Below are 14,354 nucleotides of genomic sequence, written 5' to 3' on the forward strand. Positions count from 1 at the left end.
CGGGCCCCCTTCTGACGTGCTGGGCAGCCGTCAACCGTACGCGAAGGGGACCCGGAAAAGCTACGGCACGACTACACGTCGACCTCGACGAGCTTGTTCCCGTCGAAGTCCATGACCTCGATGTGATCGACGTCGCCCGGGGCCATGGACACCCCGCCGCTGACGTAGAGCGGGTTCCTGGCCTGCTCGGTCTTGGCGTCCGGGATGCCGTAGCCCCACTTCGGGACGGACCAGGAGGCCGCCGTCTCGCGCTGGCCGTCCTTGCCGACGAAGATCAGGGAGCACTTGAGCGGTCCCTTGACGCCCTTGAGCTCAAGGGCCGTCTCGGTGCCCCAGCCCTTCTCCGACATGGCGACGGTCGCGCTGGCGCCGGTCTTGGAGTCGCTCCCCGAGACCTTGGTCTCGATACCGGTGAACAGTTCCTTGGCGGGGTTGGCCGCGAAGGTCTGACTGGTGCCGTTGCCGCCGCCGCCCGAGTCGCCGCCGTTCGTCGCCACGGCCACGAACGGTCCGCCGACGATCAGCGCGGCCGCCGCGGCCACCATGTAGAAGCTGCGCCGGCGCTTCTGTGCGCGACGCTCGGCGACCTCGTCGACGAGGTTGTTCACGATGCGCGGGCTGGGCTTGGCCGACAGGGACTCGCCGATCGCGGGTGAACCGGAACCGGGCAGGTCCGCGAGCGCGGCCAGCATCGGTTCCATCCCGGCGAGTTCGTCGAGCTGCTGGGCGCACCATTCGCAGGTCGCGAGGTGTGCCTCGAAGGCGGTCGCCTCGGCGTCGTCGAGGATGCCGAGGGCGTAGGCACCGACGGTTTCGTGCTCGCTCGGGCCCGGATGTCCCTGCATGGGGCTCATGGATCCAGACATACCCGAACCGCCCATCCCGAATCCCTGGTTTCCCCCGTAAACACTCATCACGCCGTCACCCCCCGCTCCTCCAGAGCCAGCTTCATCGACCGCAGGGCGTAGAACACCCTGGAGCGCACGGTGCCACTGGGTATGCCCAGCGTCTCGGCCGCCTCATTGACGGTACGCCCCTTGAAGTACGTCTCGACGAGGACCTCCCGGTGGGCGGGGGTCAGGTCGTCGAGCGCGTCCGAAAGCGTCATCAACCACAGCGCCTTGTCGATCTCGTCCTCCGCGGGGATGACCTCCAGCGGCGACGGATCGACCTCCTGCGGCCGGGCCTGCCGACTGCGGTGGCCGTCGATGACGATGCGCCGGGCGACCGTCACCAGCCAGGGGCGTACCGAACCGGTCGCTCGATTGAGCTGTCCGGCGTTCTTCCAGGCACGGATGAGCGTCTCCTGCACAACGTCCTCTGCTCGTTGCCGGTCACCGGCGACCAGACGGAGGACATACGCGAGGAGGGGTCCGGCGTGCTCTCTGTACAGCGCACGCATCAGCTCCTCATCTGGTTCCGAGGGCTGGGACATGCGATGTCGGGCCCTCGATGCACGTTCATTGGCCACGACGGAATCCTTGCGCACGCCCACCTCCGATGTCCGGGGGTTCCCCCAGTCGGTCGCTCGACTACCCGTACGCAAGCGGTGGGTTGAGTGTTCAAAGCAAGACGACAGATTTCTTGGGGGTGACGTGACGAGCGGGACATGGCGGCACATTCCCACCGTGCGATCTTTACATTTCCACCACATTGGCAAGATCGACTCGGTGCTTCCCTACGGGTGCGTAGGTAAACGGCATGTAATCGAAATCACTTCGACGGCCGTTCCACAGAAGCCGCATAACGGACTGTCAGGCGCGTGCGAGCGCCGCGCGGCGACGGTGCCGGGCCACCCTTTCGCGGTTCCCGCAGACCTCGCTGGAGCACCAGCGCCTCCTGCGCCCCCGGGACGTGTCGAGGTAGACGATCGGGCAGTTGTCCCCCTCGCACTCCCTCAGCCCGGCCCGCGCGACCGGGTCGGTGAGCAGTTCCAGGGCGTCCCGCGCGACGGCGCCGAGCAGGGCGGCGCACTCGGGCGGATGGTCCAACCGGCGTACGAGCGCGCCGTCTTCACCCCGCACGGCGCAGGGGGCCGGGGGCGCGGCGCGGGCGAGGTCGTTCACCTGGGCGAGCGCGAGGTCGTACGACGGCCGGGGCTCGGGGGCCAGGGCCTGTGTCGGAAGTGGCGTCGTCCGCCCGGCAGGCGCCACTTCCGACACAGGCCCTAGGCTGCCGCGCACCAACTGATCGACCCGCGCCCGCAGTTCGCGGAACCGGACGAGCCACTCGGCGCCGGCGTGGGTGAGCGGGGTTCCGGGTGGGACGAGTCCGGATCGCGTGATCCAGGTGCACAGCACCTCCACCGAGTCCAACCGTTCGTCCGGGTGCGTGGTCGCGAGGAGATCCAGACAGATCCGCCCGGCGCCGAACCGCAGCTCGTACGCGTCCGTGGCCGTACCCAGTGCCATGTGCCTGTCACCGCCTAGGGGTCGCCCCGGTTAACAGGGGCCGGTGAGGTGCCGTGAGGAGTGCTGGGAAACCGTTTCCCTCTCACAGTGCCTTCCCGGTGACGGGACCGGAACCCCTTGTACCGGCGGTCGACCCCCGGCTACGGCTCAGACATCCGCGTACTTCGTGTCCGCCGCGGGGTCCAGCGCCAGCCGGTACCCCCGCTTGACCACCGTCTGGATCAGCTTCGGCGTCCCAAGAGCCGTACGCAGCCGGGCCATCGCCGTCTCCACCGCGTGCTCGTCCCGCCCGGCCCCCGGCAGGGCCCGCAGCAGGTCGGCACGGGGCACGACCCAGCCCGGCCGGCGCGACAGGGCCCGCAGCAGGGACATCCCCGCGGGCGGCACCGGGCGCAGGGCGCCGTCCACCAGGACCGCGTGCCCCCGGATCTCCACCCGGTGGCCGGCGATCGGCAACGCGCGGGCCCGGCCGGGAAGTTCCTGGCACAGCAGCTGGACCAGCGGGCCGAGGCGGAAGCGTTCGGGCTGGACCGTGTCGACACCGCGCGCCTGGAGCGGCAGCGCGGTGACCGGCCCGACACAGGCCGGAAGGACGTCGTGGGCGAAGGCGGCGAGCAGCTCCGGGAGCAGCCCGCGCTCCTCGGCCCGGGACAGCAGGGACGCGGCGGCCGGTGCGCTGGTGAAGGTCACGGCGTCCACTCCACGGCAGACCGCGGCGTCCAGCAGCCGGTCCACCGGCCCGACGTCCTCCGGCGGCAGCCACCGGTAGACCGGCACCCCCAGCACCTCCGCTCCCCCGGCCCTGAGCGACTCCACGAACCCGGGCAGCGGCTCACCGTGCAGTTGTACGGCGATACGGCGGCCGTCGACGCCCTCCTCCAGCAGCTTGTCCAGCACCTCGGCCATGGACTCGCTGGACGGCGACCAGTCCTCGGTCAGCCCGGCGGCCCGCACCGCGCCCTTGACCTTGGGCCCGCGCGCGAGCAGCTCGGCCTTGTGCAGCCTGGCCAGCAGATCCTCGCCGAGCCCCCATCCGTCGGCGGCCTCGATCCAGCCCCTGAAGCCGATGGCGGTCGTGGCGACCACGACGTCCGGCGTCCGCTGGATGATGTCCTTGGTGGCGGCGAGCAGCTCGCTGTCGTCGGCGAGCTGCACGATCCGCAGGGCAGGGGCGTGCAGGACGGCGGCGCCGCGGCGCTGGAGCAGCGCCCCGAGCTCGTCGGCCCGGCGCGCGGCGGTCACGCCCACGGTGAACCCCGCCAGGGGCCCGTGTTCGGGTTGCTGCAGTTCGTCGTACATAACTCTCGTCCCGCACTCGAGTTGTGGTGCTTGCGTCAGGTGCTTCGCACCCAGGGCGACCGGGAAGCGGCTCCTGATCTCACCCTTGGTGGTTACACCTGCATGCCGATCGAGCCTGTCAACGGTGCGTGACAGGCTCGGTTCGGCTTGATGTCGACGGTGTTACGTCACACCTCGGCGTAGCTGAGCTGCGGCTTCGCCTCGGTCGTCGATGTGGCGTGGGTCTGCGAGGCGGCCGGGCGGCGAAGGTATACGGCCCAGGTGACCCCGAAGCAGACGGCGTAGTAGACGAGGAAGGCGACGAAGGCACCGGTGCCGGAGCCGACGCTGAGGAACGACTGGCGCAGCGACAGGTTGATGCCGAGGCCGCCGAGGGCGCCGACCGCGCCGATCAGGGACATGGAGGCGCCGGACAGCCGCCGGGCGTACACGGCCGCGTCCTCACCGGTCATGCCCTTCGCGGCGGCCTTGGCCCGGAAGATCCCGGGGATCATCTTGTACGTGGAGCCGTTGCCGATGCCGGTGAGGACGAACAGGGCGATGAACCCGGCGATGAACAGCGGCAGCGATTCCTGCACCGACGCGGTGACGACGACCGCGGTGGCGACGGCCATGAGCCCGAAGTTCCACAGCGTGACCTTGGCGCCGCCGATCCGGTCGGCGAGCTGCCCGCCGACGGGCCGGATCAGCGAGCCCAGCAGCGGGCCGATGAAGGTGAGCGAGGCGGCCTGCAGCGGCGTACGGCCGAACTGGTTCGTCAGCACGAGCCCGAAGGCGAAGCTGTAGCCGATGAACGAGCCGAAGGTGCCGATGTAGAGGAAGGACATGATCCAGGTGTGGCCCTCCTTCAGGGCCTCCTTGGCCGCGCCGGTGTCGTTGCGCACCGGACCGAGGTTGTCCATGTATCGCATGCTCAGCACGGTCGCCAGGACGATCAGCGGGATGTAGATCGACAGCAGCACGCGCGGGCTGGCGGCGCCGACGATGCCGATCACGGCGAGACCGAGCAGTTGGACCACGGCGACGCCGATGTTGCCGCCGCCCGCGTTCATGCCGAGCGCCCAGCCCTTGAGGCGCAGCGGGTAGAAGTTGTTGATGTTGGTCATGGAGGAGGCGAAGTTCGCCCCGCCGACGCCGGTGAGGATCGCGACCAGCATGAACGTGCTGTACGAGGTGCCCGGCTCCATCACGATCAGAAGCGCCGTGGTCGGCACCAGCAGCAGGCCCGCGCTGAAGATGGTCCAGTTCCGGCCGCCGAAGCGGGCGACGGCGAAGCCGTAGGGCACCCGCAGGATGGCGCCGACCAGCGAGGCCACGGCGACCAGGAAGAACTTGCCGGCGGGGTCGACCCCGTACTCGGGCCCCATGAACAGGGCCAGCACGGAGAACATGCTCCACACGGAGAACCCGATGTGCTCGGAGATCACCGAGTAGGTCAGGTTCCGCCGGGCGATGTGCTTTCCTTCCGACTCCCAGAAGGTCTCGTCCTCGGGGTCCCACTGCTCGATCCAGCGGGACCCCTTGTGGGGTGCGCGGGTGGTGGTAGGGGCTGTCATCTCACGCCTCCACGGGCTTCGGGGCTCGGTCGCACTACGAGTGGCTGGTCCCGAAGGTAGGTAGGGCTCGTTTCCGCGCTGTGGCACCGAGTGACCGGAAAGGAACTTTGCTCTCACCCAGCGGGGAGGGCGGATGAGAGGTTGTGCCGGTCATCCCTATATAAGGGGCGGGATATAAGGGCGGGATATGGCCTCAGTGCTGCGGGGGCTGCCAGTGGGGGTTCTGCTGGGGGTAGGGGGGCTGAGGGGCCTGGTGGGGGTGGGGGTGGGGGTGAGGCTGGGGGTAGGGCTGCTGCGGGTGGCCGTACGGCTGCTGCGCTTGCTGCGGGGCGGCATACGGGCCTGAGGGCTGGGCCTGGGACTGGGACTGGGGAGCGGCGTAAGGACCGGGGGCTGCGGGCCGGCCGTACCCGGCGGGGGCGGTGCCCGGCGCGGGGGCCGGGGGCTGGTTGCCGTACTGGCCCGGGGCGGCGGGCTGGCCGGCGTACGGTCCCAGGGCGGCGGGCTGGTTGCCGTACGGCCCGGGGAGCTGCTGCCCGTACCCCCCGGCGGGAGGCTGGGTGCCGTAGGGAACATTGCCGCCCCCGAAGGGGTTCCCCTGCCCCGGAAGCTGCCCGCCCGGCGGCAGGTACCGCACCCGCCCGCTCTCGTCCGTCACCGGCATGAACCCGGCGGCCTGGAGCCGGGCCGCGAACTTGGCGTTCCGCTTGCGCGTGACGACGAGGCCGACCCCGAGCACGGCCATGAGCCCGGCCCACCCGAGACCGGCGAAGAGAACGGCATCGGCATCCCCGCCGGCCTGGGCGACGGCGATGACGCATCCGAGGGTGACGCCGCCCGCCCCCCACCACATCCTCTTCTCGGCGTGCCTGCCGCTGAGGTCGAAGTTGATCCGGGCCTTGAGAAGCTCGTGCGCGTCGGGCACGAGGGGCGGTACGGAGACCCCGTCGCCGGCGTTCGGATACCGCGCCCAGTTCTGCGCGGCGCGGGCGCGGGCCTGAGGGCTGGGGTCGGGCGCGATCAGCATGACGAGCGCGCTGTTCCGATAGCCGCCCTGTCGTACGTCCATGTACTCGTACCCGAACTGCTGGGCGATGAAGGCGAGTTCGGCGACCTTGGTCACGGAGGCCATGGGACTGGTGAGCTCGGCGGGCTCCCCACTCGCGATCAACCGCAGCATCTTCTGCACTTGCCGCTTGCTCATCAGCCCTGCTCCCCACCGGCCCCCGTGGCCACCCCGTTCACTTGCGTAACCCGGTCAGTGTTCCACGGGACGCACGGCATCGGCGCCTCCCTGTGACAGGGGTGCCCTACCGGGCGTGGGTACGCCTCCTACGTCCACCGTCCGGCCACAGCTGCGGCTTTCTCTTCGCCGCCAGGTCCTCCGCCCAGCCGAACCAGACGATGCAACTGCAGATGAGGCACCAGGTGAAGGCCAGCACCGGCCATGGGCTCTCCAGCAGCCAGGAGAAGTGCTTCCACATCACGTCGATGGACCACAGCCGGTCCCACATCGTCGCGGCGATGAGGATGCAGATGTTGTGCCACAGGTAGATCGTCACCGCACGGGAGTTGAGCAGCGTGATCACCTTGTCCCAGCGGCGCAGCTTGCGGGGCCACTGCGACCACGACGGGCTGATGTGCAGCAGCAACAGGACCGTGCCGAAGGACCAGAGGGCCTGGGCCAGGGGCATGGTGTCCAGGTCGTGGTCCATGGAGAAGTCGTGGCTCAGGGCGTACCAGAGACCGACCAGGGCGAAGACCGGGGCCACCGAGGGCACGACGTACTGCGGGAGTCGCTTCAGGACGCCCTCCTGGTGGGCCATGCCGAGGATCCAGCAGGCGCCGAAGGTGCTGAAGTCCGTCAGCGCCGACGGAATCCGCTCGCCGGGGAGGATGATCCAGCCCTGTTCGAAGGCCAGCGACAGGGCGAGCGGCGCGAGGATCGTCGCCCACGGCATCGCGCGCAGGGCCTTCAGCAGGAAGGGCGAGAGAAGGACGTACCAGAGGTAGGCGCGGATGTACCAGAGCGGTCCCGCGAGGTCGGCGGCCCAGTTCTCGCCGACGAAGCCGTGGATGCCGGGGAGGCCTTCGGCGTACGGCGGATCGCTCAACGGGACGATCCAGTAGGCCAGGTGGATCCACCACCAGCCGGGATGGCCCTCCGCGTCCGGGCCCCAGCCCTGGATGACCATGCCGGTGACCCCGACCGCTCCCAGGAGCCACAGCGGGGGCAGGAGGCGGCGGACTCGGCCCCTGATGACCTGCACGGCCGGGCGTTTCAGGGAGCGGGCCATGAGGTTGCCGGCGAGGGCGAACATCACGCCCATGGAGGGGAAGACCAGGGGGAGCCAGGCCCAGCCCGTCAGGTGGTAGAGGACCACGCGGAAGAGGGCCAGGGCGCGCAGGAGGTCGAAGTAGCGGTCGCGGGCCGGTGCCGGCCGGGCGGGCTGCTCCTGCCCGGCCGGGTCGGACGGCAGAGTGGCCGCCGTGGCGGGAGGGTTCATCGGACCGGCCTTTCGTCCATGACCGGCCGCCGCTGCGTCGGTACGGTCGGCGGGGCGGACACCCCGCCCTTGCGCCGCAGCTTCTGCCAGCGCAGTCGGCCGCCGGTGAGGGCCGTGATCCAGGACTGGAGCAGGACGACGTACATGAGCTGGCGGTAGAGGATCTGCTGGAGCGGGAGCGAGATGAGTGGGGTGAGGGGCTCGCGGTCCAGGATGAAGGCGTAGGCCGCGCAGGCCGCCTGGATGGCGAGGACGCCGAACCAGGCCAGGATCGTCTTCTGCGTGGGGCCGAAGACCAGGCCGTAGATGAGGAAGACGTCGATCAGGGGGGCCAGGAGCGGGGCCAGGACCATGAAGAGGGAGACGAGGGGCAGGCCGACCCGGCCGAAGCGGCCGGACGGGCCCCGGTCCACCAGGGCGCGGCGGTGCTTCCAGATCGCCTGCATGGTGCCGTACGACCAGCGGTAGCGCTGCGACCAGAGCTGCTGGACGGACTCGGGAGCCTCGGTCCAGGCGCGGGCCTTCTCGGCGTACACCACGCGCCAGCCGTCGCGGTGGATCGCCATCGTGATGTCGGTGTCCTCGGCGAGCGTGTCGTCGCTCATGCCGCCGACCCGCTCCAGCGCCGAGCGGCGGAACGCGCCGACGGCGCCCGGGATGGTCGGCATGCACTGCAGCACGTCGTACATACGGCGGTCCAGGTTGAAGCCCATCACGTACTCGATGTGCTGCCAGGCGCCGATGAGGGTGTCCTTGTTGCCGACCTTGGCGTTGCCCGCGACCGCGCCGACGCGCGGGTCGGCGAAGGGCTGGACGAGTTCGCGGACCGTGGACGGCTCGAAGACCGTGTCGCCGTCCATCATCACGATCAGGTCGTAACGGGCGTTGGCCAGTCCGCGGTTCAGCGCCGCCGGCTTGCCCGCGTTGAGCTGTCTGACCACCCGCACGTTCGGCAGCCCCAGGCCCTCCACCAGACGGGCGGTGCCGTCGCTGGAGCCGTCGTCGATGACGATGACCTCGATGGGGTGTTCGCTGCGCATCAGCGACCGCACGGTGTTCTCGATGCACTTGGCCTCGTTGTACGCCGGGACCAGCACCGACACCGGTTCGGTGACCGGCGCGTGCGGGCCCCAGGTGAAGCCCCGGCGGCGGGTGCGGCGGGTGTGGATGCCGGACAGCAGCAGCATCAGGCCGAAGCGGCCGAAGACGAGGAAGCCGATGGCCGCGAGGCCGACGACCAGGATCGCGGTGATGTTGTCGGAGGCGTCGACCAGGAAGATCCAGGCCTTGCCCTTCCACAGGTCGAGGCCGGTGACCGGGGTGTGCGCGCTGGGGGCGTTCAGGGCCTCGGTGAGGTTCTGGAACTCGTAGCCCTGCCGCTGGAGTTGGGGGATCAGCCGGTCCAGGGCCCGGACCGTCTGGTGCCGGTCGCCGCCGGAGTCGTGCATCAGGACGATCGCGCCCTTGCCGGGCTCGGGGGTGGAGTTGCGGATGATCCGTTCGACGCCCGGCTTGCGCCAGTCCTCGCTGTCGGTGTCGTTGACGATGGTGATGTAGCCGCGTCTGCCGATGTACTCCGTCACCGGCCAGGAGTTGTTGTCCATGTTCGCGGACTTGGACGAGTACGGCGGCCGGAACAGGGAGCTGCGGATGCCGACGGAGCCGGCGAGCGCGAGCTGGTTCTGGGAGAGCTCCCAGTCGATGCGCTTCTTGGACTGGTAGGAGAGGTCGGGGTGGTTGAAGGTGTGCAGACCGATCTCGTGCCCCTCGTCCACCATGCGCTTGACGAGGGCCGGGTAGCGGGAGGCCATCGTGCCGGTGATGAAGAAGACGGCGTGCGCGTCGTTGCGCTTGAGGGTGTCGAGCACCTTCGGCGTCCACTCGGGGTCGGGCCCGTCGTCGAAGGTGAGGACGACGCTGGTGTCCGGCACGCGGAGGGTGTCGGCGCGGCCGCCGCGGGTGTCGATGACCGGGCCGCCCTCGAGGATCTCCTGGGGCACCTTGTCGTTGGCCGCGGCGGGCCGTACGCGGTAGTCGGCCAGGATCTCGCTGTGGACGTAGCCCCGCAGCATCAGCATCGCCATCATCGCGACGAGGACGAGCGAGGGCAACAGCAGGCGCATGGGCACACGGCGGCGCCGGGAGCCGTCGGGGGCTCCGGTCGCGGGCCCGTGACGGCGGGTGCGGGATGCCATCAGAGGATGTACTCCGGGGACGGTGCGGCGGACGAGGAGGCGGCGGGGTCCGGCTCCTGTGCGAAGGGGATGGGGTCGCTCGGGCCGTTCGCGACCGGGCCGACCGCGGGTTCCTCGGTCGTCGCGGGATCGGTCGGCTCCTCGGTGGCGCCGCCGCCCGTCGGGCTCGGGTCGGGGGCGCCGGTGGTGGACTGAGTGGGCGGATCGGGGTCCTGGGCCGGGTCCGTGCGCGGGTCGGCGGCGGGCTTCGTGGAACTCGGCTTCGGGTCGGCCGAGGTGCCCGGGCTCCCGGCGGTGGGCGAGGCACCGGGTGCGGAGGCGGTCGCGCCCGGGGACGGGACCGTGCCGGTGCCCGTGCTCGCCGTCGGCGAGGTATCCGGCGAGGCGCTGCCGGTGGCGGAGGGCTGCGGTGCCGACTCGGCGGGCTGCGGGGAGGTGTCGACCTTGCCGGCCGGCTTCTCCCGCGGGCCCTCGACGGGCAGCCAGGGCGCGTCGGAGTTGCCGGACAGCACGGTGGCGAGGATGACGACGGCGTAGACCGCGCAGGCCAGGCCGACCGCCATGCCGATACGGCGGAAACGGCGGCTGCGGCGGCCCGACTCGTCGACGAACACCGGCCCGTCGGAGCCGTCGCCGCCGCCCGGACCGTCCTTGGCCGCGTGCAGCAGGTTGTCGCGCTGCAGGTCGACGGCGTCGAGCTGGACGGTGACCTCGTGCGGGTCGTGGGTCGTGCCGGATGCGGCCGCCGGGCCGGGCTCCGCGAAGGCCCGGGGCTCCTCGGGCTCCTCCGGTTCGCTCCAGGGGTCGCGGACCGCGGGGGTGCGGCGCGTCTCACCGGGCACCGGCGAGGGCACATCGCTTCTGCGGGCCGACGGACGCTCGAAGGCCGACCAGCCGTCGGCTCTCGCGGCGGGAGCGGGCCGGGGTATGCCCGCCGCGCCGTCGCCGGGCCGCCGTATCCCCGCCGTCCCGCCGACCGCCGGAAGCACCGCGGTCTCGTCGGCGTCCGAGGAGGCGCGCCCACCACCGCGACCGCCACCGCGAAGTACTTCCGTCTCCGCTGCGTCGGACCGGGAGCGACGGCCCTGACCGGGCACGCCGGTCACCTCGGGCCCCGATGCGACATCGGGCCACTCAGGTTGGGCGTCTTCTCGCCACTTCTTCACACGCACGCACATCCCCCCACGGGACCGTTCCGGGTGCGCGTACGACACTGAGCACCCGTCGCCGTACCGAGCCCCCACCCGGCCGAGCGCCCCCCTTTACCACAACGTGCTCAGGCCAAGAATGTAGCGCACGCGGAGGTTTTGTGGTTGCCGCGTGTCAATTACGCGGACGCATGGTGGCTGAATCCATGGCCGGAGTCCAACCCTCCGGGGGTCTGTGCAGCCATCCCTCCTCAGCCGTGAGCTCGACCACAGCCCGTCGAAGGGCGTCGAATGCGGGGTGCACCAGCCCCTTTCTCCACACCAGTGACACGGGTGACAGGGGCACGGGATCGATCAGGGGGCGCACCACGGTCCTGGGCATGGCCGGAAAGTCGATGACGACGAGGACCGGAGTGCGGGTCTTGGCCATGATCCGCTGGAATTCCTCGTCACCCACGGCGAGCGGAGCGGGCGCGGCGACCTCGATGCCGCGCCCCTCGAACAACCGGTGCGCGAGGTCGGTCCACTCCGGTGTACGGGCGTTTCCGGCCCCGGCGTAGACGCTCTCGCCGGCCAGCGCGGCCAGCGGCACCCGCTCCATTTCGGCCAGCGGATGGTCCTCGGGCAGCAGGATCGCCATCGGCTCGAAACGCACCGGCTGATGGTCGAGGCCCGCCCGCAGCGCCGGATCCAGCCCCGCGAACCGCCCGAAGGACGCGTCCAGCCGCCCCGCGATCAGGTCGGCGGCCGCCCCCGTCAGACCGCTCTCGTAGCGGGCCATCAGCTCGTGCTCGGGGGCGAGTTCACGGGCCCGCTCCAGCACCCGGCTCGGGGTGCGCAGCCCCGGGGAGTTGAGGTCCACCAGCAGGGCGCGGGCCTGACCGAACGCGGCGAGCAGGTCGTCCTGCGCCTGGAGGGCCCGGCGGACGTACGGCACCAGCCGCTCACCGTCGGGCGTGAGGGCGACCTGCCGGGTCGTCCGTATGAAGAGTTCGGCGCCCAACTCCCGTTCCAGCCGCCGTACGTCCCGGCTGAGCGCCTGCTGGGCGACGTACAGCCGGGCTGCGGCACGCGTGAAGTGCAGCTCCTCCGCCACGGCGAGGAAGGAGCGCAGGAGTCGGGGGTCGAGGTGGCGGTCCGGCATGCGGGGAATCTACTGGCCCCGTGGAGGGTGCGCCGGTACCCACATTGACAACCCAGGCGCGTGAATCCGCTCCGAACAGGTGTTGGACTCCCGGATCACCTCCCGGCGACGGTTGATCCATGCCACAACAGCCCACCGGCAGAGCCCCCCTGCTCACCGTCACCGCCGACACCCTCATCGCCGCCGACCTCGGCCCCCGGCGGCGAAACCGCCCGCCCGGCCCGTACCGCCGGCTCTTCACCCGCCCCGGCACCCGCGCCTTCACCCTCGCGAACCTGATCGCCCGCCTCCCGATGGGCATGTTCAGCGTGAGCGCGGTCGTGATGATCGCCGGCACCCGGAGTTCGTACGCCCTCGCCGGCGCGGTCACCGCGACCGGCCTCGCGGCGACCGCGCTGGTCGCCCCCTGGACCGCGCGGCTCGTCGACCGGTACGGCCAGGCCCGCGTCGCCGTGCCCGCCACGCTCTTCGCGGCGCTGGGCAGCCTCGCGCTATTGCTGTGCGTGCGCCACGACGCCCCGGCCTGGACCCTGTTCGCCGCGTACGCCGCCACCGCGACCACCCCCAACACCGGCGGCATGTCCCGCGCCCGCTGGGCCCACCTGCTCGACGGCGACGCCGGCTCCCTGCACACCGCCAACTCCTTCGAGCAGGCCGCCGACGAACTGTGCTTCATGCTGGGCCCGGTGCTCGCGGCCTTCCTGTGCGGGACGTTCTTCCCCGAGGCGGGCACGCTGGTCGGGGTCGTCCTGCTGGTGACGGGCGTGCTGGCCTTCGCGGCCCAGCGGTCGACGGAACCGCCGCCCCGGGGCCGTACGGCCCTCGCGGCCGCACCGGCACCGCTGCGCGCCCCCGGCACGCGCCCGCTGCTCGCCGTCTGCCTCGCCATGGGCGCCGTGTTCGGGTCGACGGAGGTCGTCACGCTCGCGTTCGCCGACGCCACGGGGCACCGTACGGCGGCCGGTGCGGTGCTCGCGCTCCAGGCGGCCGGATCGTGCGCGGCGGGCCTGCTGTACGGCCGGCTCAGGCTCACCGGCCGGCCCGAGGACCGCTACCCGTGGTGCATCGCCGCGATGACCGCGCTGCTGACGCTGCCTCTGCTGGCCGCGACCCTCACCGGCTCGCTCGCACTGCTGGCCCCCGCCCTGCTGATCGCCGGGATGGCCACCGCCCCGACCATGATCACCAACATGACCCTGATCCAGCAGCGCACTCCAGAGGGCCGCCTCAACGAGGGCATGACCCTGGCGGTGACGGCGCTGCTCGGGGGGATCGCGGGCGGGAGCGCGGTGGGCGGTTGGGTGGTGGAGCACCTGACGGCGACGGCCGGTTACGGAGTACCGATCACGGCAGCGGCGGCGGCATTACTCATCGCGCTCGCAGCAACGCCGCTAGGGGCGCGGGGCTGAATCAATTTGCGGCTCCGCCGCGCGGGCGCGACCAGCCACAACGGCGCCGCAGACGAAGGACAACCCACCGCCCGCCTCCTAGCGGAGCGCGACAGCACCGACTCCAACACCGACAGATGCTGCCCGATACAGGCCCGCGACCGCCCCGCCTCCGCCTCCGGCGTGAAGCCCGCGGGATCGAAGCGCTCCACATCCGGCCGGGGTGCCGGGCGAGGAGGTGCAGGGCGAAGGCGAGTGCGGTGGCGGTGGTGTCGTGGCCGGCGAGCAGGACGGCAGCCTCGTCGCACAGCGCGAACCGCTCCGGCTGGAGGCGGGCAGCAGGGACCCGGATCGGGGCGCCTCAGGGATCGCTGACGAGTTCGGCGATGTCGCCCGCCGCGGACCCGTCCGACGCCGCACGCCACGCCGCGGCAGGCGCGGTCGCCCCCGTCCCCACCTGGGACGCATGGCCGTTGACCCGGCGCCGGGTGAACAGCGGCTGGATCAGGCGCCGTTGGCGAGCGTAGGGCTCGTCCTGGCTGGTGAGCAGCCCATTGCCCACCGACTGACGCAGTTCCTCGTGGAAGACGTTGTCCTTGCGGAAGTTGGCGGCCCCGGGGTCCGCCGGCACCTGCTGCGCGCCCTCGGCCGCCCCGCCCCATTGACTCACCCCCGGGTCACACATACCTTCGCCCGTCGAAGCGCT

12 protein-coding genes are annotated in these 14,354 nt (G+C 71.3%); 1 reads left to right on the forward strand and 11 read right to left on the reverse strand.

What is annotated here, in order from left to right; genetic code table 11:
- Positions 1 to 71: 71 nt before the first annotated feature.
- The 10 genes from ACP4J3_RS05045 to ACP4J3_RS05090 form a co-directional block, all read right to left on the reverse strand.
- Positions 72 to 854 carry an anti-sigma factor family protein gene (locus ACP4J3_RS05045; protein ID WP_426530787.1) on the reverse strand — a complete coding sequence of 261 codons (783 nt, stop codon included), beginning with the start codon at positions 852 to 854 and terminating at the stop codon, positions 72 to 74.
- Between the two features lie 59 nt (positions 855 to 913).
- Positions 914 to 1,435, reverse strand: coding sequence for a sigma-70 family RNA polymerase sigma factor (locus tag ACP4J3_RS05050; protein ID WP_010039908.1), 522 nt, complete (start codon positions 1,433 to 1,435; stop codon positions 914 to 916).
- 319 nt (positions 1,436 to 1,754) lie between these two features.
- Positions 1,755 to 2,411 (reverse strand): CGNR zinc finger domain-containing protein, encoded by a 657-nt coding sequence (locus ACP4J3_RS05055; RefSeq protein ID WP_426530789.1) that lies wholly within the window; start codon positions 2,409 to 2,411, stop codon positions 1,755 to 1,757.
- Between the two features lie 147 nt (positions 2,412 to 2,558).
- The gene (locus ACP4J3_RS05060; RefSeq protein ID WP_426530791.1) at positions 2,559 to 3,710 is read right to left on the reverse strand and encodes a uroporphyrinogen-III synthase; all 1,152 of its coding nucleotides are present in this window, start codon (positions 3,708 to 3,710) and stop codon (positions 2,559 to 2,561) included.
- Positions 3,711 to 3,877: 167 nt separating this feature from the next.
- Positions 3,878 to 5,266 carry a nitrate/nitrite transporter gene (locus ACP4J3_RS05065; RefSeq protein WP_426530793.1) on the reverse strand — a complete coding sequence of 463 codons (1,389 nt, stop codon included), beginning with the start codon at positions 5,264 to 5,266 and terminating at the stop codon, positions 3,878 to 3,880.
- A 193-nt stretch (positions 5,267 to 5,459) separates the two neighbouring features.
- Entirely contained in the window at positions 5,460 to 6,470 is a 1,011-nt protein-coding gene (locus ACP4J3_RS05070) for a hypothetical protein (RefSeq protein WP_426530795.1), read from the reverse strand.
- A 106-nt stretch (positions 6,471 to 6,576) separates the two neighbouring features.
- A complete protein-coding gene (locus tag ACP4J3_RS05075; protein WP_426530797.1) occupies positions 6,577 to 7,773 on the reverse strand; it encodes an acyltransferase family protein in 1,197 nt (398 codons plus the stop codon).
- On the reverse strand, positions 7,770 to 9,968 hold the full coding sequence (locus tag ACP4J3_RS05080) for a bifunctional polysaccharide deacetylase/glycosyltransferase family 2 protein (RefSeq protein ID WP_426530799.1): 2,199 nt from the start codon (positions 9,966 to 9,968) through the stop codon (positions 7,770 to 7,772). The genes ACP4J3_RS05075 and ACP4J3_RS05080 overlap by 4 nt, the downstream gene beginning before the upstream one ends.
- On the reverse strand, positions 9,968 to 11,065 hold the full coding sequence (locus tag ACP4J3_RS05085; protein WP_426530801.1) for a hypothetical protein: 1,098 nt from the start codon (positions 11,063 to 11,065) through the stop codon (positions 9,968 to 9,970). Before ACP4J3_RS05085 ends, ACP4J3_RS05080 begins: the two co-directional genes overlap by 1 nt.
- A gap of 226 nt (positions 11,066 to 11,291) precedes the next feature.
- Positions 11,292 to 12,260: a LysR family transcriptional regulator gene (locus tag ACP4J3_RS05090; RefSeq protein WP_426530803.1), complete on the reverse strand. Its 969-nt coding sequence runs from the start codon at positions 12,258 to 12,260 to the stop codon at positions 11,292 to 11,294.
- A gap of 119 nt (positions 12,261 to 12,379) precedes the next feature.
- Here ACP4J3_RS05090 and ACP4J3_RS05095 point away from each other — a divergent pair, with 119 nt between their 5' ends.
- Positions 12,380 to 13,669, forward strand: a complete 1,290-nt coding sequence (locus ACP4J3_RS05095) for an MFS transporter (protein ID WP_426530805.1) — start codon at positions 12,380 to 12,382, stop codon at positions 13,667 to 13,669.
- A 340-nt stretch (positions 13,670 to 14,009) separates the two neighbouring features.
- Here ACP4J3_RS05095 and ACP4J3_RS05100 read toward each other — a convergent pair whose 3' ends face one another.
- Complete coding sequence (locus tag ACP4J3_RS05100) at positions 14,010 to 14,318, reverse strand: hypothetical protein (RefSeq protein ID WP_426530807.1); 309 nt, start codon at positions 14,316 to 14,318, stop codon at positions 14,010 to 14,012.
- Positions 14,319 to 14,354: the final 36 nt, after the last annotated feature.

Origin of the sequence: Streptomyces sp. UG1 (assembly GCF_049974585.1) — a bacterium.
GTDB lineage: Bacteria > Actinomycetota > Actinomycetes > Streptomycetales > Streptomycetaceae > Streptomyces.

What these genes read in the sequence shown, in the direction of transcription:
- ACP4J3_RS05050 (WP_010039908.1), bottom strand. Translation starts at nt 1,435, where the DNA reads ATGTCCCAGCCCTCGGAACCAGATGAGGAGCTGATGCGTGCGCTGTAC.
- ACP4J3_RS05065 (WP_426530793.1), bottom strand. Translation starts at nt 5,266, where the DNA reads ATGACAGCCCCTACCACCACCCGCGCACCCCACAAGGGGTCCCGCTGG.
- ACP4J3_RS05080 (WP_426530799.1), bottom strand. Translation starts at nt 9,968, where the DNA reads ATGGCATCCCGCACCCGCCGTCACGGGCCCGCGACCGGAGCCCCCGAC.
- ACP4J3_RS05070 (WP_426530795.1), bottom strand. Translation starts at nt 6,470, where the DNA reads ATGAGCAAGCGGCAAGTGCAGAAGATGCTGCGGTTGATCGCGAGTGGG.
- ACP4J3_RS05090 (WP_426530803.1), bottom strand. Translation starts at nt 12,260, where the DNA reads ATGCCGGACCGCCACCTCGACCCCCGACTCCTGCGCTCCTTCCTCGCC.
- ACP4J3_RS05055 (WP_426530789.1), bottom strand. Translation starts at nt 2,411, where the DNA reads ATGGCACTGGGTACGGCCACGGACGCGTACGAGCTGCGGTTCGGCGCC.
- ACP4J3_RS05075 (WP_426530797.1), bottom strand. Translation starts at nt 7,773, where the DNA reads ATGAACCCTCCCGCCACGGCGGCCACTCTGCCGTCCGACCCGGCCGGG.
- ACP4J3_RS05095 (WP_426530805.1), top strand. Translation starts at nt 12,380, where the DNA reads ATGCCACAACAGCCCACCGGCAGAGCCCCCCTGCTCACCGTCACCGCC.
- ACP4J3_RS05045 (WP_426530787.1), bottom strand. Translation starts at nt 854, where the DNA reads ATGAGCCCCATGCAGGGACATCCGGGCCCGAGCGAGCACGAAACCGTC.
- ACP4J3_RS05060 (WP_426530791.1), bottom strand. Translation starts at nt 3,710, where the DNA reads ATGTACGACGAACTGCAGCAACCCGAACACGGGCCCCTGGCGGGGTTC.